Here is a 23,429-nt window from a genome sequence, read left to right on the forward strand (position 1 = left end):
AATTTTGGAGGGATTTTTAGTGATTTCAGTAAATGATTTTAAAACAGGTTTGACCGTAGAGGTAGAGGGAGATATTTTTACCGTTATTGATTTCCAACACGTTAAGCCAGGTAAAGGCGCAGCATTTGTTCGTTCCAAGCTTAAGAACTTGCGTAACGGTAATACAGTAGAGCGTACATTCCGTGCAGGTGAAACGATTGGCCGTGCTATTATCGAAAACCGTGGTGTACAATATCTCTATGCCAGTGGATCGGACCACGTATTCATGGATAACGAAACTTATGACCAATTCGAATTGTCCGAAAAGCAATTGGAATGGGAATTGAATTTCCTTAAAGAGAACATGACTGTAAACATCGTTAGTTACAAAGGTGAGATTCTTGGGATCAACCTTCCTACCAGCGTAGAGTTGAAGGTTGTTGAAACTGAGCCTGGCGTTAAAGGAAACACGGCTCAAGGTGCTACGAAATCGGCCAAGCTTGAAACCGGACATAGTGTTCAGGTTCCATTGTTCATCAACGAAGAAGACATCTTGCTGGTTGATACTCGTGAAGGTAAATATATCTCCCGCGCGTAGGAAACAGAACAATAACCTAGATATTACCAGAAGAGCCTCCCCGTTTATACGGTGGAGGTTTTTTTATGAACAGTAACGGATAAAGATGCTATGGAAACCTACATTAAAATACTGGAAGTTGAGTAAAATAAGCACAGCTGAAGGGCAGATGCTGACCTTATCTTTTTTTTGACAGCGGGGAAATTTAATAAATTTTTTATGAAACCATTAACGCAAGGCACTGTTTTCGTATTATACTGATTTAAAGCGGGAAACCGATTAGAAGCAACTACATAGACCGATATGGGGAGTGAATGGGACTTTGTCACTTTATGTTATGAAATTCGGAGGCAGCTCCGTCGGCGACACTGAACGAATGAAACGCGTCGCCAAGCGCATCGCAGACAAGCAAGATGAGGGACATCGCTGCGTTGTGGTTGTATCTGCAATGGGGGATACAACAGATGATTTGATCGATACGGCGAAGCAACTAAACGGGCAGCCGCCCGCACGTGAAATGGATATGTTGATGACGACAGGTGAACAAATCTCCGTCGCTCTATTGTCCATTGCCCTGCATGGGATCGGGCGGAATACAGTTTCTTATACAGGATGGCAGGCTGGATTCCGAACAGACGAAACTCACGGCAGAGCTCGTATCAATGAAATTGACCCGCGTCGTGTATTAGCGTCTTTGGAGCGTGAACAGATCGTGATCGTTGCAGGCTTTCAGGGAATGACTGTGGACGGTGAGATCACCACATTAGGCCGCGGTGGTTCGGACACAACAGCCGTAGCATTGGCTGCTGCTATTCAAGCAGATGTATGCGAGATCTATACCGATGTAGATGGTATTTACTCCACTGACCCACGTATCGTGAAGACGGCACGTAAGCTGAAGGAAATCTCTTACGATGAAATGCTGGAGCTTGCCAATCTGGGAGCAGCTGTATTACATCCACGTGCAGTGGAGTACGCTAAGCGTCATCAAGTTAAGCTGGTCGTTAGATCGAGCTTTAATCATAATGAAGGTACTGTTGTGAAGGAGGAAACAAGCATGGAGCAGGGAATCGTAGTTAGTGGTATTGCATTTGATAAGAATGTAGCACGTGTCAGTATTCTTGGAGTTCCTGATGTACCAGGTGTACTCGCTCAGGTCTTCGGCAAGCTTGCTGAAGAGGGCGTTAACGTAGATATCATCGTACAAAGTGGTGTACAGAATGAGCAGGCTGACTTCTCATTTACAGTTTCTCTTGATGAACTGGATCGGGCGAAGGAAGTAATTAAAGAAATTCATAAAACTTTGCCTTATCGTGAAGTTACCTCCGAGGATAACCTGGTGAAGGTATCCATCGTTGGTGCTGGTATGGTCAGCCATCCAGGGGTAGCGGCTCAAATGTTTGATGTACTCTCCCAAGAGGGTGTAAGCATCAAGATGGTCAGCACTTCTGAGATCAAAGTATCTTGCGTCATTGAATCAGGCAATTTGCCATCAATCATACAGGCGCTGCATACCGCCTACAATCTCGATACAACAGAGCAGGCTTTCGTCGGAGGTCCTAAAGATCGCCGATAAGAGCTGCTGGGGAAATAAAAAGGGATGCTTACAGCTAAATGGCTGTAAGCATCTTTTTTTATTGTTTAGGAAATTATACAATACAAAAAAATGTGGATAACTCCGAAGAAAGAGGAAGGAGGGGTGAACGTGAAGAAGCAGGAGACATGAAATAAACGAGGGGTCATCCGTCAGATTCTAAAAACCGAGCGGACCTTATATCCTCCGAAATGCATGTTTTAGTCGAGCCTACGGACAAATGTATGCGAATAATCGAATACAAATGTGCCGCCGGTAAAGTAAACGAGCCAAATGTATGCGAAAAAGCGAACACAATGTGCCGCCGGTAAAGTAAACAAGCCAAATATATGCGAAAAACCGAATACAGTGTACCGCCGGTAACGTAAACGAGCCAAATGTATGCGAAAAACCGAATACAGTGTACCGCCGGTAACGTAAACGAGCCAAATGTATGCGAAAAATCGAATACAATATGCCGCCGGTAACGTAAATGTGCCAATTGTATGCGAAAAATCGAATACAATGTGCCGCCGGTAACGTAAACGAGCCAAATGTATGCGAAAAAGCGAATACAATGTGCCGCCGGTAGCGTAAACGAGCCAATTGTATGCGAAAAATCGAATACAATGTGCCGCCGGTAGCGTAAACGAGCCAGCGCTGTTATTCGCCCCAGATCACCGGGAAGGGGCTTGTTATTAGGGAATAAGTGCAATACGGTCCGTCCCTAATAGATGTGCTCATTTCATCGAAATAAAGCCATTCGGTCCGCAAGCGGAACCACACTACGAAGGTGTATATGGATACGAGTATGGAATTACGGATGTACTCAGCTTGTAACTCTACCTCCAAGGACGACGTCAGGCGTTTTTCTTGTTTAGACTTACAAACCGAGTTTGTTGCGGTATTCCTGCGGTGTTATGCCATAATGCTTCTTGAATAGATGAATGAAATAGCTAGGTTTTTGATAGCCAAGCAAGGTAGAAATTTCATAGATTTTTTCAGGCGACTGCTCTAGCATGAGGATTGCCTTCTCCATACGAACACGAAGCGTATATTCACTGATTCCTTCACCAGTTTCAAGTTTGTAAATCTTCGAGAGATATGAAGGATTCAGATATACGCTTGAAGATATAGTCTGTAGTGAAGCTGTACCAGGGTTCTGCGCGATGTAATCCTGTACCTTGCGGATAATGGAGTTTCGGGAATCCTTCTCCACACTGCTAACCGAGCGTCGGTAGCTGGCGATGACCCGTTCACTCCAGTTGCATAGCTCATCGACTGTTTGCATAGGCTGCCCGCTAGTAACGGTGTAGAAATCTTCACCGATCGTGTCAGCCAGCCATTTTTTGGTGCGATGAATAAGAGCAGAAATGGAGGAGGCAATGGCGAAATAAGCTTCAAGGATATGCTCCTGTGAGTCTCGCCATTCTTCTTCCAGCTCACTTACGACGGTTAAGGCCATTGGTAATAACTATTACTATAAAACCGGCGAGAGTATGGAGAACAACGTTCTTAACACTTATATGAAAGATAATCTGGGCATTGATGTGAAATATGATTGGGTTGTCACCGACACCAACCAAGCCTATCAGACGAAGATTAGACTTATGTTGTCTTCAGGTGATAAAATGCCGGACGTGATCACTTACCGCGGCGATATGGAAACGGTCAATATGCTGATTGACTCCGGACAGTTCACAGATGTTGGTGGCTTGATCGACAAGTATGCTGGCGATGTATACAAGAAGGGTATGGAGCTGAATCCGGATACATTGTTACCAGTAACACGCGATGGCAAAGTTATGGCGCTTCCGGTTCTGGATTACGCTTATAATGACGACATGGTTCTCTGGCTGCGTCAAGATTGGATGGATAAGCTGGGTCTGCAGGCTCCTAAGACACTTGCTGATTTCGAGAACATCATGGACGCTTTTGTAAACAAAGATCCTGATGGCAACGGTAAGAAAGACACTCTTGGTCTCGCAACCGGTTTTAAAAATACTTACTTGAACTGGATCGCTGATATCAGCTGGTTGTTCGGTGATTTCGGCACCATGCCAGAACAATGGAACAAAGGTACAGATGGTACGCTGAGCTATGGCTCGATCGATCCAGGTGCGAAGCAAGCACTGTCTACACTGAAGACATGGATGGAAAAAGGCTATATCACTAAAGATGCAGGTCTTGTCGATGAAAATGGTGGTTACGAACAATTCACTAAAGGTCAAGCGGGTGCAATTGTAGGCCGCAACTGGCTTCCAGACTGGCCGTTTGGTGATCTGCTGAACAACGTACCTGGTGCAAAATACAAAGCTTATGCAATTCCTGCCGGTCCTGATGGCAAAATTGGTACACAAAGTGGTAACCCGTCTGTTAACGGATGGATGCTGATCAATAAAGATTCGAAGCATCAAGAAGCACTGCTGCGTTATTATAACTTCTTATTCGATAACTGGGCGAATCCACAAAAAGGTGGCATTTTCGAAAATGGCTTTGCTGAAGGTTATGACTATGCCAAGCAAGCAGATGGTACTGTAGTTAAAGACCCGGCGAAATATCCGGATCTATTCCCTGGCTATGGCGACCGGACACATTTAGTTGAACCGATCTACTACTCTCTTACCTTTGACGGTGCCCGTGAGCCGGGATTGTACGCAGAGACGATGAACAAACTGGCAAGCGGTGGTACGCCTGAAACACCGTACGAGATCGCTACAGCTGCGGTTCGTAAACCGGAGAATATTGAAGCCATGAAGATCGTCTTGGAGCAAAAGGATATTCGTATGAAGAATTACTTCCAAGGACCTCTGACTGAAACCATGAAATCCAAAAATGAGCTATTAAAGAAATTGGTACTTCAAACGTACTCCAAGATCATTTACGGTCAATCCCCTATCGAAGAGTTCGATACGATGGTGGCCAACTGGAAGAAATCTGGCGGTGATGAAATTACTAAGGAAGTGAATGACTGGTATATTTCCGCTAGTAAAAAATAAGCAAATAGCATCACTAATAAATGAAAAGGAACGCTGCAGATTTGAATGCAGCGTTCCTTTTCATTTATATAACAGCAAGGGAGGTAGGTCCCTGAATTTATCCTAATCGTTTGAACCGGCCCTGAATCTCTACAGTCTCCACAACATTGACGAAGGAGCTTGGGTCTGCCTCAAGAATAGTTCTCCGCAGATTTGCAAGTTCATACCGAGTCGTTACTGTCATTAGCATGGTATTTCCCTCATGACTGTATCCACCCTCTGCATTGACGACAGTGATGCCATGAGGTAACTCTCTGAGACGGGTCAGCATCATCTCCCGTTCTTTGGTAACGATAAAGCAGGTCAGCTTCACATGGCGAATATGGATCATATCGACTACTCTACTCTTTACAAAAATACAGAGCATAGCGTATAAGGCGGAATCCCAGCTTTTAAAGAAGCCTAAACTCAGAATAACTAATCCATCCATTAAGAACATGATATTCCCCATGGGAATATCCCGTTTACGTGAAATAATCGAGCCTAATATATCAAATCCCCCAGAAGAGCCCCCAGTACGGAGAGAAAAACCAACGCCCCCAGCAATAATTACTCCGCCGAAAATACTTGCAAGAATGGGGTCCTTGGTCATTTGCACCTCAGGAATAATGGTAATGAACCAGGTGGTGGCCACGACGGAAAGCAAGCTTAGTAAGATGTATTTTTTCCCCACTGCAATAAATCCCCAGACAATTAAAGGAAGGTTTATTACAAAATAAAGCTTAGAAATGTACTTCGGATCCGTTAAATAACCGACGACCGAAGCCACCCCTGCTACCCCACCGCTCAGAAGCTGATGAGGAATTAGAAACAATCGCATCCCGCTTGCAATTAAAAAGGCTGAAAAAATAATGATAGCTACTTCCTTGAGTGGTCTGACTACGGTCCGCATGTTTTGCGGTAACCCGTAACTTCGAACTTGCATGACACAAATCCCCTCTTTTTCTTATGTCTTTATAGTCTGCTCTTTTTGAAAATATAAACCCACTATATTTCCAATTAACAAGGATACCACAGATGGAAGTGTTCGTAAAAAATAATTTTATCGTACTGATTATATTTATTTATATAGGTGTGTACTATGAACTCTTTCACAGTTGGACTTGCAATTCTGTCATTTCTCCTTGTCTAAAGTGAGTAATTATCGCATATCCATGGATAAGAGAAGGACAAACAAGCCCTGAATATCATTCTGTGTGAAATAGTAAAAGTTAGGAGTGGAGTGGATTGGACAAGTATGTAAGCTGGATGGCGACTCTTCGGCTGTTCTCGGGTAGTGCGGAGATTATAGCTGCACTGATTATGCTGCGGTTGAATCAGGTAGACAAGGCGCTTGCAGTCAATTCTGGACTAGCTTTGGTAGGCCCGACGATCTTGATATTGACGACAGCGATCGGACTTACAGGGATGGCTCAGCAGTTGTCCTGGAGCAAACTGGGCTGGGTCGGTTGCGGTGTAGCCTTTCTCTTAATCGGGATTCTAAAAAAATGATAGATGATAGGCATATTGAGCGCGTACAAGCATAAATATGGAATAAAGCAATTAGATAGAGGACAACTTGGGGGTACTTTGTATGGCAGATGATTGGTTGCAATTGTTTCCTGAAAAAGTAAGAGCACTATTAAAGTGCCTTCCCCTTCCGCTACTTGGAATGGTGGAAGAGATTCGGGTCCGTGAAGGTCGTCCGCTGGAGATTAACTATTCAGGTAAATATCACTTTCTTAGAGCAAATGGCAGCGTAACGCAAAGGCCGGAAGAAGCCTATAGGCCGGATCGGGAGGACACTCATAGACTGCTAGATCTGATCAGCAACCATTCACTATATACGATGGAAGAAGAGCTGAGAAAGGGATTTATTACGATTCCTGGCGGCCATCGAATAGGACTTGCTGGTCGGACGGTGCTGAGTGGTGGTGGTGTGGAGCATCTACGCGACATTACAAGCTTCAATGTCCGCATAGCCCGTGAGGTTCCTGGAGTCGCGGATAAAGTGCTACCCTATCTGCTGGACAAGGGGAGGCAGCGAATGATGCACACCTTGATCCTCTCGCCTCCACAGCACGGGAAGACAACACTTCTTCGCGATATCGCGAGACAAATCTCATTAGGAGATTTGGGGAAGCGTGAAGGCGGAAGACCCGGTTTGAAGGTGGGGATTGTCGATGAACGTTCTGAGATTGCAGGAAGCAGACGCGGGATTCCCGCCTTTGATGTTGGTCCGCGCACAGATATTCTCGACGGCTGTCCCAAAGCTGAAGGCATGATGATGATGATTCGTTCCTTGTCACCGGATGTATTGATCGCTGATGAGATTGGTCGTCCTGAAGACGCTGAAGCAGTCACTGAAGCGCTGCATGCTGGAATATCAGTCGTTGCTTCGGCTCACGGTAAAGAAGTAATAGAACTGGCTCGTAGGCCCGGGCTTGGCGGGCTATTGGAACAAAAGATGTTCGAAAGATACGTCATTCTGCATCGCTCAGAAGCAGGGCTCTCCTTTCGTGTTCTGGATGGACAGAAACGCGGATTACTTCTTATCTCACCCGGGGATCGATTAGGTGGTGATTTACATGCTTAAGCTATTCGGTGCCGTTCTGATTGTGCTGGCTGGTACGCTAGCAGGGCTCCAATTTGCAAAACAATATGCAGACAGGCCAAGACATATCAGAGGCTTGATAGCAGCGCTACAGCGGCTGGAAACAGAAATTATGTACGGCTTTACCCCATTGCCTGAAGCTATGCGGCGTATTGGGATTCAGTCTAAGGAACCGCTCAAAACGTTGTTTATTAAAACAGCTGAGGAGATGAGCCCACCCCTTGATCGAAGTGCCCAGGATGCCATTCAGAGGGCTATGGACTCGCATTGGAAGTCTACCGCATTGAAGGGGACAGAAAAAGAGATTCTCCGCCAGCTCAGTTGTACTCTCGGTACAAGCGATAGGTCCAATCAGAGCACTCATATCGCGTTAGCATTGCAGCAATTGAAGCAGGAGGAGTCGGTGGCCAGAGAGGATCAAGGCAAATATGAAAAATTGAGTAAAAGCCTGGGTCTGCTGCTTGGAGCATTGATCGTCATTTTGATCTTTTAGCGAGGTGCCAGGAATGAATATTGAAGTCAATGCGATTTTTCAAATTGCCGGCATTGGCATAATTATCGCCATGATACACACGGTGCTTAAACAGATGGGAAAAGAAGATTTCGCACATTGGGTTACCGTAATCGGGTTCGTCGTTGTGCTATTTATGGTTATTCGAATGCTGGACGGACTGTTGCAGGAAATAAAAACGATCTTTCTTTTTCAATAGGCGTGCTATGGAGATCATTCAAGTTGTTGGAATAGGGCTGATATCGACCATATTGATTCTCGTGCTGAAGGAACAAAAACCGATGTTTGCCTTTCTCCTCGCTACTGCCACAGGGATTCTGATCTTCCTGTTTCTAATCGGCAAGATTGGAATGATACTTTCCACACTGGAGCGGGTGGCAGAGTCATCGGGGATGGAAATGATCTATTTGAAGACCGTGTTCAAAATCATCGGAATTTCATATATCGCTGAATTTGGAGCACAGATTGTGCGTGATGCAGGGCAGGAATCGATTGCTTCCAAAATAGAGCTCGCCGGAAAAGTCCTCATTATGGTACTAGCTGTACCCATTATCAGCATCATTATTGAAACGGTCATGAAGCTGCTACCTGCTTAAAGCAATTGAAGGAAGCTAAGCAACGATTAGGGAGGAGAAGTTATGCAAAAGTGCAGTGTTTTTCGTCCTCCAAAATTAAAAATAATACTGCTGCTGCTCCCATGCTTCTTCATTCTATGGTTTGCAGGTACAGCTCAGGTGGCCATAGCTTCTCCAGCGTCAGGATCGGGCGGTAATGCCTCCCCAGTAGACCAGTGGGTCAAGGGTCAGGTGAACAATCTGCCAACAGATAAGGTGGAGTCGTACTGGGATCAACTGATGAAGGATTACGGAGGTTTTTTTCCAGACGGGGCAACACCATCACTTATGGACATGCTGCTTCCAGGGGATAAGGGACTCAGCTTACAAGGTGTATTATCTGGGCTTCTTGGATTTATGTGGCATGAGGTGCTGTACAACGGAAGGCTGCTGGTCACGATTGTCATGGTCAGTGTGCTCAGCATGATACTGGAGACGCTACAAACCGCTTTTGAGCGAAAAACGGTCAGCAAGGTGGCTTATACGCTCTGTTATATGGTAGTGCTCGTTATTGCCGTGAACAGCTTCAATATCGCTATAGGTTATGCGAAGGATGCTATCGACCGGATGATTGATTTTATGATGGCCATGATTCCGCTACTGTTCGCGTTACTAGCTTCCATGGGGAACATTGTTACCGTCTCGGTCACACATCCACTAATTGTTTTTATGATTCATACCGTTGGCACACTGATCCACACCATTGTCTTTCCACTATTATTCTTCTCGGCGGTGCTGCATCTCGTAAGTGCATTGTCGGAGAAATACAAGCTGACCCAGTTGGCGAATCTGCTAAGAAATATCGGAGCCGGATTACTAGGAGTACTGCTCACTGTGTTCCTCGGTGTGATTTCAGTCAGGGGAATTACGAGTTCAGTGACAGATGGTGTTACGATCCGGGCCGCTAAATATATTACAGGCAACTTTGTTCCGGTCATCGGAAAAATGTTCGCAGATGCAACAGACACAGTGATCTCAGCTTCACTCCTGGTGAAGAACGCTATTGGGCTATCCGGAGTGATCATCATTTTGTTCCTTTGCGCTTTTCCGGCGATCAAAATTCTGGTGCTTGCTCTGATCTACAATGTAGCTGCTGCTGTAATGCAGCCATTAGGAGAGACGCCGATTGTGGTCTGCCTCCAGACCATCGGAAAAAGCATGGTGTACGTATTCGCTGCTTTGGCAGCTGTATCGTTAATGTTTTTTATGGCCGTCACGATCATGCTAACCGCTGGCAATTTAACCGTCATGATGAGGTGAGCTTGAAGGCTATGCTAACAAAACTTAGCGGGTGCTTACGAAGCTAGTTTTGTACGAAGAAATTCTCTGAAGGCTATGCTAACAAAACTTTTAGGAGGGAAACGATGAGCTGGTTGGGCGATTGGCTACGAGAGATCATACTTGTCGTGCTGCTAGCATCATTCGTTGAATTACTGCTCCCAAGCAAATCCATGGAGCGTTATGCAAGGCTGGTGCTGAGCCTCCTGATCTTGCTTACCATGCTTAGCCCGATCGTTTCTCTCCTTAAAGGTGATGCAATAGCCGAGCTGAGTATAGCCATGGGGCGACAGGAGAAAGAGGGAGGCTTATTCACAGGAGGGGGAAGTGGAGATCCCTCTTTGGAAAAGATTCTGGCAGATGGTCAAAAGCTTGCACAAGGGCGACAGGATCAAAGCTTAAAGCTGGCCGCAGAAGAGGTTGCTGAGCAAATGAGGGAGCAGATCATAAGCGAGACCGGCAAACGCGGGGTTAATGTCACTGTAACGCTCGGCATGGGGAAATCCGGCAGCTCCGGTAATGAAGATATTCCTGTCATCTCTGCAGTGAAGGTCTCAATGTCCCAAGCAACAGCTAATTCCATAGGGGCTTCCGGTAATTCCAGCGCAGCCGCTGCTCCGCCGATTGCAATCGCTCCTGTAGAGCCTGTAGAAGTAAAGATCGGTACGAATCCAGAGAATGGATCAGCTTCTGCAGATGAGCCCAAAGCAGTGAACGGAAATGTAACAGAAAATAACACGCCTTCAACTGAAACGGAGTCCATCGTAAAGCTGTTGGAACAAAAATGGGATTTAGATCCCAAAGTAATCCAAGTAGATGGCGGCGTTGTGAATAACGTCAAGTTATGAGTCTGTAGCTTCTAAACTATCAATGTTAGGAGGGATAGGAGTGGGCAATTGGCTGAAAAAGCTGGAGCAATGGGCTGGGGGTGGGGCTGGCAGTCCGAAGAGAAGTCATACTTTTCGCTGGCTAATCATTCTGGGTCTGCTGGGCGCAGCGATTATGCTGTTTAATTCCTTCGTCAATGTGAAGAAGATTGATAACGAGAATACGGGGCGTGAGCCACCGCTGAATCAGTCCTCCCAAACGGCGCTGGTACAGAGTGATCCTGGAGCTACTAACTCGTTCGAGAGTATTGAACAGACACTGGAGAACCGGACGAAGGAGATTTTGGAAAAAATCGTTGGTGTCGGTACCGTTGATATCATGGTCACTGTGGAATCCACGGAAGAAATTGTCGTGGTGCGAAATATGAACGACTCCCAGCAGCTTAGTGAGGAGACGGATGCCAGTGGTGGAAAACGTCACACGACACAATATACGAGGGATGGCGAAATCGTAACCTACTCGCAATCGGGTGATGAAACACCTATTGTGACGAAGCGGATTAAGCCTCAGGTACGCGGCGTACTGGTAGTTGCCAAAGGTGCAGAGAACAAAGTCGTTCGTGGACTTATCGAGCAGGCTATCGAAAAAGGCTTGAATGTCCCAATTCAGCGCATTTCAGTAGTACCACGCAAACAAGAGTAGCAGGAGAAAGTCAAGAAGTGAGTGCTTCCGAAGCAGCCACTAGATTAAATTTTAGGAGGAATTAAGAATGAACGGCAAAAGACAAACAATATGGTTGGTTTCTATGCTCAGTTTGATGGTTGTACTCTCGGCATACTATTTATTTACTGAAGATTCAGGTGCATCGGTTCCAAAAGACACAGCAGGAACTATGCAGGTAGACTCCTTGAAAAAAGATACAGCAAACGCAGCATTACCAACGGTTGGCGACAAAGGTATCGTTGTGAACGAAGTGGTCAATCAAGGAGATGTTGTTGCTGATGGAGGCGTTGTAGATAACGCTACAGCCACTGACGATAGTGCAGCTACTGCAACTACTGATGACAGTGCAACTACAGCGGTTAAGGATGATAGCAGTAAAGCTGCAGCAGACAGCGGTAACTCTGAGAAAGCTTCGACGGACACTGCTGCAAAAGACTCCAGTAAAACTTCTGACACGGCAGCTAAGGACACAACAGCTAAGGACACAGCAGCTAAGGATACAGCAACTAAGGATACGGCAGCTAAGGATACAGCGGCTACTACAACATCCAAAACCCCTGCTAAGAATGATAAAGAAATCCTGGATGAAGTAGCTTCACAAAGTGTATCGGCGAGCAGCATGTTCACTAACTACCTGTATGAACGTGAGCAAAAGAATCTAAAGAGCCAACAAGACTTACTGGCTTTGATTAACAATATGGAGAAGACGCCTGCTGATAATGCAGTTGCTCAAGAACAGCTCCTTAACCTTGAAGAAAAAGAATCTAAAATTACGGGCATCGAAGAACAGCTTCAACAAAAATATGGGGAAGCCATCGTGAAGGAAGAAGCTGGGGACAGCTATAAAGTAGTCGTACTGAGTGACAAGCTGGATGTAAAACAAGCGGTTAGCATCGTTGATCTCGTAATGAAGGAACTGAGTGTGTCTCAAGATAAAGTTAGTGTTCAATACGTTTCCGAGAAATAATAAGACGTGAAATTATAGGAAAAATGACGAAAGAGCTCGGGTTCTCCCGGGCTCTTTCCATTTCTAGCGTTTATGATATAATACATAAAGTTATCTTGTCCGCTTAAGAAGTGGCTTCGAGAGAAAGCTGAAGGAGTGAACTAATGTATGTTCAAGTTGAGCGAAATTAAGGAATTAATTAAATTGCTGGACCAGACCTCCTCTGTACATGAGTTGGAGATCGAAAGCGAAGGAATGAAGCTTGCAATTCGCAAACCGGATCGCCCTGAAGCTGATGGAACAGCAGTACTGGCGACTCCTTATAATGCCTATCCCTTTACGCCTGCCCCGCAGCCGCAGAGCGTGCAGCAAGTGTCCTATCCAGTAATCAGTGAGGTTCCTCCAGCACAGCAGCCACAAGCCGTCGCAGAAGGCAATCTACATAAAATTGTATCTCCAATGGTGGGAACATTTTATAGTGCCGCTTCTCCGGAAATGCCATCGTTCGTTAATGTTGGAGACCGTGTTGGTGAGAAAACAACGGTATGCATTATCGAAGCGATGAAGCTGATGAATGAGCTGGAAGCGGAGATTAAAGGTGAAATCGTGTCCGTACTGGCTGAGAATGGTCAGCTTGTAGAATACGGTCAACCACTATTCTTGGTTAAACCGGAATAAATACCGCAGATTACTTATGGAGCGGAAGCTTCGCAAAACTTTGGGAGGAAACGCATGAACATTCAAAAAGTGTTGATTGCCAACCGCGGCGAAATCGCGGTCCGCATTATTAGGGCCTGCCGAGAACTGGGCATTTCCACCGTCGCGGTCTATTCGGAACCCGACCGGGATTCACTGCATGTCCGGTTGGCTGATGAAGCTTACTGCATCGGTCCGATGCCGTCCAAGGACAGCTATCTGAACTTTACAAATATTATGAGTGTAGCCACCTTAACAGAATGTGATGCCATCCATCCTGGTTATGGATTTTTAGCTGAGAATGCAGATTTTGCAGAAATTTGTGAATCTTGCAATATTATCTTCATTGGGCCATCTCCAGATGCAATCAACCGTATGGGTGATAAAGCTGTGGCGAAGGAAACCATGAAGCTGGCTGGAGTTCCGATCATCCCGGGCTCAGATGGCCTTGTAGGTGATGTTGAGGAAGCCGTCATGCTGGGTCGTGATATCGGATACCCGATTATCATTAAGGCTACCGCAGGTGGCGGGGGTAAGGGCATTCGGATTGCTGAGGACGAGGAATCATTGGTGAAGCAGATTACTGCTGCACAACAGGAAGCGCAGAAGGCGTTCGGCAACGCTGGTGTATATTTGGAAAAGTACCTTACAGGTATGAAGCACGTAGAGATTCAAATTATTGCAGATAAGCATGGTAATGTAGTGCATTTAGGTGAACGCGACTGTTCCGTACAGCGTCGTCGCCAAAAGCTGATTGAAGAGGCACCTTGTTCTGTACTTACACCGGATATCCGTGAAGCGATGGGGAATGCAGCAGTTCGTGCAGCACTCGCTGTGAATTATTCGGGAGCGGGAACGCTTGAATTCTTGCTTGGACCGGATGGACAGTTCTACTTCATGGAGATGAATACTCGTATTCAGGTAGAGCATCCGGTAACGGAAATGGTTACGGGTGTGGATTTGATCAAGGAAATGATTTCGGTTGCAGAAGGAAATCCTTTGACATTTACACAGGAAGATATCGTGATTAATGGCTGGTCGATTGAATGCCGTATCAATGCGGAAGATCCAGAACGTAATTTTATGCCTTCACCAGGTAAAATCGGCTTTTATTTGCCGCCTGGAGGTCTCGGTGTTCGTGTAGACAGCGCGGCGTACCCTGGGTATACGATTTCCCCTTTCTATGATTCTATGATTGCAAAGCTGATTGTATGGGCACCCACACGTCAGGAAGCGATTGCAAAGATGAAGCGCGCCTTGGCTGAATTTGCCGTGGAGGGAATCCATACTACGATCCCTTTCCATCAGAAACTGTTGGAGCATCCTGTATTTCTGGATGGTAATTTTGACATCAAGTTTCTGGAAGAGTATGAAATTTAGGACGACTTCGCTTTGTTTGTCATAAAGTTCGTCAAATGATATAGTATGTTTAATAAGAGACGTGCTTTACGCTTGAATTTATGAGAATCTTTGTTGAAAGGTGTGAAGTCTAAAATGAGTACATTGCCGACAGAATACGAACGGACAGAAATCGGTGAGATCCAGATTGCTCCTGAAGTGATCGAGGTGATCGCAGGTTTAGCGACCGTTGAGGTTAAAGGTGTAGCTGGCATGAGCGGTGGTTTCGCCGGTGGTATTGTTGAGCTTCTCGGACGTAAGAACTTGTCTAAAGGAGTTAAAGTAGAGGTTGGACAACGCGAAGCTGCAGTGGATGTTTCTGTAATCATTGAATATGGTAACCGTCTTCCTGAAGTGGCTGCTGAAATTCAGCGTAATGTTAAGCGTTCCATCGAGACTATGACTGGTCTGACTGTTGTGGAAGTGAATGTGCATATTCATGATGTGCAATTCAAGAACAACAACACTGTAGACAAGAACGAGGAAGCTGAAACGGTTCTTCGCGTGAAATAACAGTCGTCGTTCTTCCATAAACCCCCGACAGCAAAGTCGAGGGTTTACTCTAATTTAAGGAGGTTATGAGACTCGTGGCAAAAATTTTGGACAGACTTTTGCTGTTTGTCTACAGCTTAAGTATCGGAATATTATCTGTTATTGCCATCCTCCTCTTGAGCGGTGCTATTCCTAAAACTTTGGAGATTGAGAATGGACCAGCAGCTTATATTACTGCAATTGTAGTAGCAGTTGTCTTGTTCCTTCTGAGCATCCGATTTTTCTACATCTCTTTGCGTCGTGATCGCGCTTCTTTACCTTCTGTTGATCAGCGTACAGAGTATGGGGATATCCAGATTTCAGTGGAGACCATTGAGAATCTGAGTCTGAAGGCTGCCGGTAAAGTGAAGGGAATCAGAGATCTCAAATCGCGTATTCGCGTTTCTCAGGCGGGCCTTGAAATTACAATTCGCGCAGTAGTGGATGGTGAACATTCATTGCCGCTACTAACCACAGAAGTGCAACGTCAGGTGCATGATTTTGTGCAGGAGACAACCGGAATTCCGGTTGCGGATGTGTCTGTATATATTGCTAACCTCACGCAGTCTCCAAGCTTCAAAAGTCGAGTGGAATAGAGGTGAATTTCCCTTATGTCTTGGAAAGAAGTATGGGAAAGTCACGGGGGTAGAATCGCCGGAGTGACTTTCGGCATTGGTCTAGGTTTGATATATTTAATTTGCGGTTTTTGGGATATGTTGTTCTTTGCACTGGTAGTGTTCATCGGATATACGTTCGGCAAAAGAAAGGATAACGCAGAGGCTCCCCTGTTTCAGTGGCAGGAGCTGATTACGCGTCTATCCGGACGCTGGCGTCCCTTCAAGTGAACCGCGATAGTCTTTTTCCCGGAGCAGGAAGCCGTAAGTTTGTGTTGTCCAATGCCCCTGGAAGAAAGACTTTGCGGTTTTTTTAATTGTGAAAGATATCTTTAACGGACATCGGACAATAATCCTCTAAGGATTAGGGATAGAATTCGAAGGATTTGGGCTTAAAATAATTATAGGCGATGTCATTAAAGTCTGAATTATTATCACACTTGAGGTGTGAAGTTATATTTATGGTTGCCCGACGTTATAGAAGTTTGAGTAAAGATGTTAATGCGATATAAGATTTTAGGAGGAACACATGAAAAGACGTATAGCGAGAGAGATTATTGTCCAAAGCCTGTATCAGATGGAAATGAACGATGTAGAGAGCGCGGAAGCTGTGGAAATGCTGCTGGAGGAAGCTTCAGAGGAGAATGAAACAGAGCGTGTAATTACGGACGAAATTCAGCTTAAGCACTATGTGGTGGAGCATGTAAACGGTGTGTGGGAGCACAAGGTTGCAATTGACGATATGCTTGAGCATTACTTGAAAGGCTGGCAAATGAGCCGTCTGTCACGTGTGGATCGTCAAATTTTACGTCTTGCGGCGTATGAAATGGTGTTCGCGAATGATGTTCCGGCTAAGGTTGCTGTGAATGAGGCTATAGATTTGGCCAAGCATTTTGGAACGGATGATTCCGGTAAGTTTGTAAACGGTGTGCTTGGTAAGATGATCCAGGAGATAGATACAATTAAAGCTGACCATTCTTAATTTTTAAAAATATAAGCAAGTATAAGTTATTCACCTATTCTTTATGTTTTATATTTCTAGCATAAACGCTTACCGTCCACGTAAGGACGCCGAAGGCGTTTATGCTTGTACAATAGTAAAGTATATAAAAGGGGAGAGACTATCATGACAGCAGCAATCATCAGTGGTAAACAAGTATCTGAGGAAATTCGTATTGGTATTGCCCAGGAGGTTGCTGAACTGGCGAAACGTGGCGTGAAGCCCGGTCTGGCAGTAATTCTAGTAGGTGAAGATCCAGGATCACAAGTTTATGTTCGCAACAAGGAAAAATCTTGTATCAGCCTTGGTTTCCATTCGGAAGTGCATAAACTGGATGAGTCTACTACTCAAGAAGAATTGCTGGCACTCGTAGCGCAGCTTAATGGACGCGATGATATTGATGGGATTCTAGTTCAACTTCCATTGCCTAAGCATATTGAGGAAAAAGCTGTTATTGATGCGATCTCCGTGGAGAAAGACGTTGACGGCTTCCACCCTGTAAATGTAGGTAACCTAGTGATTGGTGCTGACAGTCTGCTTCCTTGTACACCTGCAGGTGTAATTGAACTAATCAAACGTACAGGAACAGGAATGGCTGGTAAACATGCTGTGGTCATTGGCCGCAGTAATATTGTAGGTAAGCCAGTGTCTTTGTTATTGCAACGTGAGAATGCTACTGTGACGATGTGCCATTCCCGTACAGCTAATATGCAAGAGATTAGCCGTCAAGCAGATATTCTGGTTGTTGCGATCGGACGCGCGAATTTCATTGACGCTTCGTACGTGAAGCCGGGTGCTGTTGTCATTGATGTGGGTATGAACCGTTTGGATAACGGTAAGCTTGCGGGTGACGTTGATTATGATAGTGCAAAAGAAGTTGCCGGATACATCACACCTGTTCCTGGTGGGGTTGGACCGATGACGATTACAATGCTGATGAGCAACACGCTGATTGCGGCTAAACGCCGTCACGGCTTGGAATAGGGGTAGGAATTCATGGCGGCAGAGCGGCAGGTCTATTCGATAAAAGAACTCAACCGTTACATCCGCATGAAGCTAGACTCGGATAATTTACTTTCGGATGTATGGATTCGCGGAGAGATTTCCAACTTTACGCATCATGGTAGCGGTCATATGTATTTCACGCTAAAGGATGAGAGCAGTCGGATCAAGGCGATTATGTTTGCTTCTCATAACCAGCGCCTACCCTTTATTCCGAAGGAAGGTGCTCGGGTAATTGCTAGAGGTAATGTGACCGTATATGAACGGGACGGGCAGTACCAGTTCTATGCCACACACATGCAGCCAGATGGAATTGGTAGTCTATATTTAGCCTATGAGCAGCTGAAGAGCAAGCTTGAGCAAGAGGGACTGTTTGCAGAAGCGCGTAAACGTCCTTTGCCTCGCTTTCCAAAGTGCATTGGCGTGATTACTTCGCCAACGGGGGCAGCTGTGCGGGATATCGTGATTACACTCCAGCGGCGGTTTCCGCAGGTGGCTATTGTAATCTATCCCGTACTGGTGCAAGGCAAAGGCGCCGCGCCATCGATCGTCAAGGCGATTGGAGCGTTGAACCGCATGGATGAGGCCGACGTGCTTATCGTCGGCCGCGGCGGCGGTTCGCTCGAGGAGCTGTGGGCGTTCAACGAGGAGGAAGTCGCGCGAGCGATATCGGCATCAAGGATTCCGGTCATCTCGGCCGTTGGCCACGAGACCGATTTCACGATTGCCGATTTCGCCGCCGACCTCCGCGCGGCTACGCCCACAGCGGCCGCGGAGCTGGCCGTGCCACACGCCGGCGAGCTAGCTGCGCAGCTTCGCCAGCAACAGCAGCGGCTGCGCCAAGCGCTGCAAAGACGCGCTCAGCGCGGACGCGAGCGTCACGCGGGGCTGGAACGCTCGCTGGCGCTGGCAGGCCCGCGCCGCTCGCTGATGCAGCACACGCAGCGGCTGGATCAGCTGCGTGAGCGGCTCCAGCGCTCAGCGGATGCACGGCTCAGCCGTTCCCGCGAGCGCAAAGCTGTGCTGCATCATAGTCTGCAGCGGTTCCATCCGCACGGCAGTGTTGCCGCTGCGCGTCAGCGCACCGAAAGCATGCGCCGTGAGCTGATGGGTGCTATGCAGGCCCGCCTGCAGGAGAAGCGAGCTCGCTATATAGCGGAGATTCGTCATCTGGATGCACTGAGCCCTCTTAAAGTTATGTCGAGAGGCTACAGCTTAGTCTATGACGAAGCAGAAGAACATTTAATCAAATCGCTGACCGAAGTACAGCTTGGCGATCTTGTAGTGATAAAGATGAATGACGGACAGCTGAACTGCCAGGTATGGGGAATGAAGGAGGATGGCAAAGACGATGACGAAGGAAGCGGAACTTGATTTTGAAGGCGCCATGGACCGGCTGGAGGAAATCGTACGTGAGCTTGAACACGGCGACGTTCCCCTGGAGAAGGCCATCGATTTATTTCAGCAAGGTATGAAGTTATCTCAGCTTTGCGGCAGCAAGCTTGAGCAGGTAGAGCGTAAGATCGAAATGATTACCCTAGAGGACGGAGAACTGCGTAAGAAGCCGTTTGGTGCACGTCTGGAAGGGGACGCCGATGACTCGCTTTGAGCATGAGCTTGAGAGAAACGCTGAAGGAGAAACAGTGCGTCAGCCACTGGAGGATTACATCGCGTCCTTAAGCGATCTAGTCTCACATGAACTAGAGGTTATTCTCCCCACGCAATGGATGGTTCCAGAGAATTTACAGCAAGCCATGAAGTATTCACTTATGGCTGGGGGCAAACGCCTCCGACCACTGCTGGTGATTATCGCATGTGAAGCACTGGGAGGAAGTCGAGAGGCTGCCCTGCCTGTCGCTGCTGCTATAGAGATGGTACATACCTACTCGTTAGTTCATGATGATTTGCCTGCCATGGATAATGATGATTATCGGCGCGGGAAGCTGACGAATCATAAAGTCTTTGGCGAAGCGACCGCTATTCTTGCGGGTGATGCCCTTCTGACCCATGCTTTCTACAGTGTGGTACAAGCCTCGCGTAAATTTGGCGTCCCTGCGGAAAGTGTACTATCCATCGTGGAGGATTTGGCGGAAATGGCAGGTCCTCGTGGTATGGTTGGCGGTCAGATTGCAGATATGGAAGGCGAGCAGGGTCTAACCGATCTTGCACAGCTAAAGTACATTCATCTGCATAAGACAGGAGATTTGATTATCTTTTCGCTATTAGCTGGCGGTCGTATTGCAGGTGCTAACGAGCAGCAGCTTGAGGCTTTGCATAAATTCGGAACAGCCATTGGACTCGCTTTTCAAATCCAGGATGACATTCTGGATTTGATTGGAGACGAAGGTAAACTTGGCAAAAAAACAGGCAGTGATGTTAAGCAGCATAAAGTAACCTATCCTTATTTTATCGGCCTCGAAGCATCGCGAGAAGAAGTGAAGCAGCTTACAGAAACAGCCCGAAATGCTGTTCTGAACGGTGGCTTTCATGACAGCCAGCGCCTGCTGGAAATTGCAGATTACTTAATGGCACGTGATCACTAATTATGAACTTTCGAAACGGCTGTATTTCGACAGCCGTTTCGTTTGTGTTATAATGGGTTTTATATAATTTACAACATCTAGGAAAGCGGGGAACTATACGTGCTGCTTCCACAAATAAATGATCCTAAGCAACTAAAATCATTGTCAGTCGATGAATTAACTACCTTAGCGGAGGAAATTCGTCGATTTCTGATTGAGAAGCTTACAGCAACTGGGGGGCACCTCGGATCCAATCTAGGAGTCGTGGAGCTCACTTTGGCTTTGCATTATTGTTATAACAGCCCTCGTGACAAAATGATTTACGACGTTGGGCACCAGGCTTATGTTCACAAGATCCTGACTGGTCGTCAAGACCGCTTCGATACCCTGCGTAAATATCAGGGCTTGTGCGGCTTCGTTAAGCGCTCCGAAAGTGAGCATGATGTATGGGAAGCTGGACATAGCAGTACCTCATTATCGGCAGCAATGGGGATGGCGATGGCTCGCGATCTCAAGGGTGAAGACAATAAGGTTATTGCCGTGATTGGTGACGGTGCTCTTACTGGTGGAATGGCGTTTGAAGCACTTAACCATATTGGCCATGAGAAGCGTAAGCTGATGGTTATTTTGAACGATAATGAAATGTCAATTGCTCCTAATGTAGGGGCGATGCATAATTATCTAAGCAAAATACGTTCAGATCGCCACTATTTGCGTGCCAAAGATGAAGTAGAGGGGCTGCTTAAGAAGATTCCGGCCATCGGAGGACGATTAGCAAAGACTGCTGAACAGTTAAAGAATAGTCTCAAATATATGATGGTACCTGGAGTATTGTTTGAAGAGCTCGGCTTTACGTATCTCGGTCCTGTAGACGGACATGATCTGGAGAAGATGATTGACACCTTCCACCAAGCAGATAACGTGGCTGGACCTGTGTTGGTACATGTACTAACAACTAAAGGTAAGGGCTACAAACCCGCTGAGACCGATTTCTATAAATCACATGCCATTTCACCATACAAAATTGAGTCGGGTCAGGCGCTTAAAGCTGTGGGTCCTCCAATGTACACGGAAGTATTTGGCGAGACGCTGATCGAACTGGGTCGGGAAGATTCCCGTCTGATTGCTGTTACACCTGCGATGCCAGGAGGCTCGGGTTTATTTCCTTTTGCTAAGGAATTTCCCGATCGTATGATTGATGTCGGGATTGCTGAGCAACATGCGGCTACGCTTTGTGCAGCTTTGGCTATGGAAGGGATGAAGCCGGTATATGCGGTGTATTCTACCTTCATGCAGCGTGCCTATGATCAGATTGTCCATGATATTTGCCGACATAACGCGAATGTTATGTTCGCCATTGACCGCGCGGGGTTTGTAGGTGCGGATGGTGAGACTCATCAGGGTGTGTACGATGTTGCTTTTATGCGCCATATTCCGAATATGGTGATGATGATGCCAAAAGACGAAAATGAGCTGCGTCATATGATGAAAACGGCGCTTGAATATAATGACGGTCCGATTGCTTATCGCTATCCGCGTATTAACGGTACAGGTGTAGCAATGGATCCTGAGCTGCGTACTATTCCAATCGGATCATGGGAACGACTGCGTACAGGCGAAGGTTATGCTGTTGTAGCCTGTGGACCTATGGTTCAAGTGGCTGAAGAAGCCGCTGATTTACTGAAGCGGGAAGGGATTCAGGTAGGCGTCGTGAATGCGCGGTTCCTGAAGCCACTCGACAACTCCATGCTGCTTGATTTGGCTCACGCTGGAACCAACATGGTTGTTATTGAAGAGGCTTGCCAAGCGGGAAGCCTCGGCAGCTCGGTATTAGAATTCTACGCAGAGAATGAAATTTATGACGCTCGTGTACATCTGATGGGTGTACCTGACATCTTTGTGGAGCACGGCTCTATTAAAGAACAGCGCCAGGAAACAGGTCTTACTGTAGAGGCGCTATGTGCACGTATCAAGTCCATGATGGCTTTGAGTGCTTATAACTACAAAACAACTTCGTCTTCCTAAATGGAAGCCGGAAATTAGCAACCCTTTGAACGATCGGGAGATGACCATGGAACACCGTAAAGAACGGATAGATGTACTACTTGTTGAGCAAGGTTTTTATGAAAGCCGTGAGAAGGCTAAAGCAGCCATTATGGCAGGACTGGTGCTCGCGGATGAAGAACGCATTGAAAAGGCTGGTATGAAGGTGTCACGGGAGGCTACCCTTAAGGTTAAAGGCTCTGTGCATCCTTATGTCAGTCGTGGAGGACTAAAGCTGGAGAAGGCTCTACGCCAATTTAATATTGATCTTACGGGACGGACCATGCTGGACATCGGTGCTTCTACTGGAGGCTTTACGGATTGTGCACTTCAGAATGGAGTAAGCCATGTGTACGCGATTGATGTTGGCTATAATCAGCTGGATTGGTCGCTGCGTAATGATGAACGCGTTAGTGTGATGGAACGAACGAATTTCCGATATATGACGCCTCCAGATTTGGTGGGTCCGATTCCAGATTTTGCGAGTATTGATGTTTCATTTATCTCCTTAAAAATAATTCTTCCACCGCTCAAAGCTTTGCTTAAGCGCCCGGCGGATATTGCTGCGCTGATCAAGCCACAGTTTGAGGCAGGACGGGAGAAGGTTGGTAAATCAGGTGTAATTCGTGATTCTGCTGTTCATAAAGAGGTATTAATTAATGTACTGACCATGGCGGCAGAGCTGGGTTACCAGCTGCAGGGATTAACTTTTTCACCGATTACAGGCGGGGAAGGCAATATTGAGTTTCTTGCTCACTGGAGACTAACGCCTGAATTGGCGGAAGCTGAAGAAGGTACATTACAGCCTTCAGATGCTGCATCATCAGTCATTCCAGTGGAGGATTTTCCATCCCTAGCGGATGAAGTGATTAAGCAGGCTACGGGTACTTTTAATGTAAATTCGACTCATGGAAACTCATCGCGCCGGTGAGTTTCTTTTTCCATATGGAAAATAACAATTAT

General features: G+C 46.4%; 26 protein-coding genes. 24 read left to right on the forward strand and 2 right to left on the reverse strand.

What is annotated here, in order from left to right:
• Window positions 1-19 precede the first annotated feature (19 nt).
• On the forward strand, window positions 20-577 hold the full coding sequence (gene efp, locus MKX60_RS12380) for an elongation factor P (RefSeq protein ID WP_042190473.1): 558 nt from the start codon (window positions 20-22) through the stop codon (window positions 575-577).
• Between the two features lie 301 nt (window positions 578-878).
• Window positions 879-2,132: an aspartate kinase gene (locus MKX60_RS12385; RefSeq protein WP_341059963.1), complete on the forward strand. Its 1,254-nt coding sequence runs from the start codon at window positions 879-881 to the stop codon at window positions 2,130-2,132.
• A gap of 880 nt (window positions 2,133-3,012) precedes the next feature.
• On the opposite strand, the gene MKX60_RS12390 is transcribed toward MKX60_RS12385, so the two are convergent.
• Window positions 3,013-3,594 (reverse strand): helix-turn-helix transcriptional regulator, encoded by a 582-nt coding sequence (locus tag MKX60_RS12390; RefSeq protein WP_341059964.1) that lies wholly within the window; start codon window positions 3,592-3,594, stop codon window positions 3,013-3,015.
• A 34-nt stretch (window positions 3,595-3,628) separates the two neighbouring features.
• On the opposite strand from MKX60_RS12390, the gene MKX60_RS12395 reads away from it, so the two are divergent.
• The gene (locus MKX60_RS12395; protein ID WP_341059965.1) at window positions 3,629-5,128 is read left to right on the forward strand and encodes an extracellular solute-binding protein; all 1,500 of its coding nucleotides are present in this window, start codon (window positions 3,629-3,631) and stop codon (window positions 5,126-5,128) included.
• 97 nt (window positions 5,129-5,225) lie between these two features.
• Here MKX60_RS12395 and MKX60_RS12400 read toward each other — a convergent pair whose 3' ends face one another.
• Window positions 5,226-6,092 (reverse strand): YitT family protein, encoded by an 867-nt coding sequence (locus MKX60_RS12400; protein ID WP_081382878.1) that lies wholly within the window; start codon window positions 6,090-6,092, stop codon window positions 5,226-5,228.
• Between the two features lie 302 nt (window positions 6,093-6,394).
• On the opposite strand from MKX60_RS12400, the gene MKX60_RS12405 reads away from it, so the two are divergent.
• The 21 genes from MKX60_RS12405 (at window position 6,395) to MKX60_RS12505 (ending at window position 23,397) form a co-directional block, all read left to right on the forward strand.
• A complete protein-coding gene (locus MKX60_RS12405) occupies window positions 6,395-6,658 on the forward strand; it encodes a YqhV family protein (protein WP_371915730.1) in 264 nt (87 codons plus the stop codon).
• 82 nt (window positions 6,659-6,740) lie between these two features.
• A complete protein-coding gene (gene spoIIIAA, locus MKX60_RS12410; protein ID WP_076284476.1) occupies window positions 6,741-7,742 on the forward strand; it encodes a stage III sporulation protein AA in 1,002 nt (333 codons plus the stop codon).
• Window positions 7,735-8,253 (forward strand): stage III sporulation protein SpoIIIAB, encoded by a 519-nt coding sequence (gene spoIIIAB, locus MKX60_RS12415; protein WP_076284477.1) that lies wholly within the window; start codon window positions 7,735-7,737, stop codon window positions 8,251-8,253. The genes spoIIIAA and spoIIIAB overlap by 8 nt, the downstream gene beginning before the upstream one ends.
• Before the next feature lie 13 nt (window positions 8,254-8,266).
• On the forward strand, window positions 8,267-8,470 hold the full coding sequence (gene spoIIIAC / locus MKX60_RS12420) for a stage III sporulation protein AC (RefSeq protein ID WP_036682849.1): 204 nt from the start codon (window positions 8,267-8,269) through the stop codon (window positions 8,468-8,470).
• A gap of 7 nt (window positions 8,471-8,477) precedes the next feature.
• Window positions 8,478-8,867, forward strand: a complete 390-nt coding sequence (spoIIIAD, locus tag MKX60_RS12425; protein ID WP_042129828.1) for a stage III sporulation protein AD — start codon at window positions 8,478-8,480, stop codon at window positions 8,865-8,867.
• Between the two features lie 42 nt (window positions 8,868-8,909).
• Window positions 8,910-10,145, forward strand: coding sequence for a stage III sporulation protein AE (gene spoIIIAE, locus MKX60_RS12430; RefSeq protein ID WP_341059966.1), 1,236 nt, complete (start codon window positions 8,910-8,912; stop codon window positions 10,143-10,145).
• Window positions 10,146-10,249: 104 nt separating this feature from the next.
• Window positions 10,250-11,011 carry a stage III sporulation protein AF gene (gene spoIIIAF, locus MKX60_RS12435; protein WP_341059968.1) on the forward strand — a complete coding sequence of 254 codons (762 nt, stop codon included), beginning with the start codon at window positions 10,250-10,252 and terminating at the stop codon, window positions 11,009-11,011.
• A gap of 40 nt (window positions 11,012-11,051) precedes the next feature.
• Complete coding sequence (gene spoIIIAG, locus MKX60_RS12440) at window positions 11,052-11,693, forward strand: stage III sporulation protein AG (RefSeq protein ID WP_042190462.1); 642 nt, start codon at window positions 11,052-11,054, stop codon at window positions 11,691-11,693.
• 67 nt (window positions 11,694-11,760) lie between these two features.
• The gene (locus MKX60_RS12445; protein ID WP_076284480.1) at window positions 11,761-12,681 is read left to right on the forward strand and encodes a SpoIIIAH-like family protein; all 921 of its coding nucleotides are present in this window, start codon (window positions 11,761-11,763) and stop codon (window positions 12,679-12,681) included.
• 147 nt (window positions 12,682-12,828) lie between these two features.
• The gene (gene accB, locus MKX60_RS12450; RefSeq protein ID WP_076284481.1) at window positions 12,829-13,338 is read left to right on the forward strand and encodes an acetyl-CoA carboxylase biotin carboxyl carrier protein; all 510 of its coding nucleotides are present in this window, start codon (window positions 12,829-12,831) and stop codon (window positions 13,336-13,338) included.
• 54 nt (window positions 13,339-13,392) lie between these two features.
• Window positions 13,393-14,736: an acetyl-CoA carboxylase biotin carboxylase subunit gene (gene accC / locus MKX60_RS12455; protein WP_076284482.1), complete on the forward strand. Its 1,344-nt coding sequence runs from the start codon at window positions 13,393-13,395 to the stop codon at window positions 14,734-14,736.
• 114 nt (window positions 14,737-14,850) lie between these two features.
• Window positions 14,851-15,267 (forward strand): Asp23/Gls24 family envelope stress response protein, encoded by a 417-nt coding sequence (locus MKX60_RS12460; RefSeq protein WP_042132343.1) that lies wholly within the window; start codon window positions 14,851-14,853, stop codon window positions 15,265-15,267.
• A gap of 74 nt (window positions 15,268-15,341) precedes the next feature.
• Window positions 15,342-15,881 (forward strand): alkaline shock response membrane anchor protein AmaP, encoded by a 540-nt coding sequence (amaP, locus tag MKX60_RS12465; protein WP_042129814.1) that lies wholly within the window; start codon window positions 15,342-15,344, stop codon window positions 15,879-15,881.
• Window positions 15,882-15,896: 15 nt separating this feature from the next.
• The gene (locus MKX60_RS12470) at window positions 15,897-16,130 is read left to right on the forward strand and encodes a DUF2273 domain-containing protein (RefSeq protein ID WP_042190453.1); all 234 of its coding nucleotides are present in this window, start codon (window positions 15,897-15,899) and stop codon (window positions 16,128-16,130) included.
• 298 nt (window positions 16,131-16,428) lie between these two features.
• A complete protein-coding gene (nusB, locus tag MKX60_RS12475; protein ID WP_042190451.1) occupies window positions 16,429-16,881 on the forward strand; it encodes a transcription antitermination factor NusB in 453 nt (150 codons plus the stop codon).
• A gap of 144 nt (window positions 16,882-17,025) precedes the next feature.
• A complete protein-coding gene (gene folD, locus MKX60_RS12480) occupies window positions 17,026-17,883 on the forward strand; it encodes a bifunctional methylenetetrahydrofolate dehydrogenase/methenyltetrahydrofolate cyclohydrolase FolD (RefSeq protein ID WP_042129810.1) in 858 nt (285 codons plus the stop codon).
• Between the two features lie 12 nt (window positions 17,884-17,895).
• Window positions 17,896-19,275 carry an exodeoxyribonuclease VII large subunit gene (gene xseA / locus MKX60_RS12485; RefSeq protein ID WP_341059969.1) on the forward strand — a complete coding sequence of 460 codons (1,380 nt, stop codon included), beginning with the start codon at window positions 17,896-17,898 and terminating at the stop codon, window positions 19,273-19,275.
• Window positions 19,253-19,510: an exodeoxyribonuclease VII small subunit gene (gene xseB, locus MKX60_RS12490; protein WP_042129807.1), complete on the forward strand. Its 258-nt coding sequence runs from the start codon at window positions 19,253-19,255 to the stop codon at window positions 19,508-19,510. The genes xseA and xseB overlap by 23 nt, the downstream gene beginning before the upstream one ends.
• A complete protein-coding gene (locus MKX60_RS12495; RefSeq protein WP_076299520.1) occupies window positions 19,497-20,444 on the forward strand; it encodes a polyprenyl synthetase family protein in 948 nt (315 codons plus the stop codon). Before xseB ends, MKX60_RS12495 begins: the two co-directional genes overlap by 14 nt.
• A gap of 99 nt (window positions 20,445-20,543) precedes the next feature.
• Window positions 20,544-22,448, forward strand: coding sequence for a 1-deoxy-D-xylulose-5-phosphate synthase (dxs, locus tag MKX60_RS12500; protein ID WP_076284485.1), 1,905 nt, complete (start codon window positions 20,544-20,546; stop codon window positions 22,446-22,448).
• Between the two features lie 46 nt (window positions 22,449-22,494).
• Window positions 22,495-23,397: a TlyA family RNA methyltransferase gene (locus MKX60_RS12505; protein WP_341059971.1), complete on the forward strand. Its 903-nt coding sequence runs from the start codon at window positions 22,495-22,497 to the stop codon at window positions 23,395-23,397.
• Window positions 23,398-23,429 lie beyond the last annotated feature (32 nt).

Source organism: Paenibacillus sp. FSL R5-0914, assembly GCF_038004525.1.
Taxonomy (GTDB): Bacteria; Bacillota; Bacilli; order Paenibacillales; family Paenibacillaceae; genus Paenibacillus_AQ.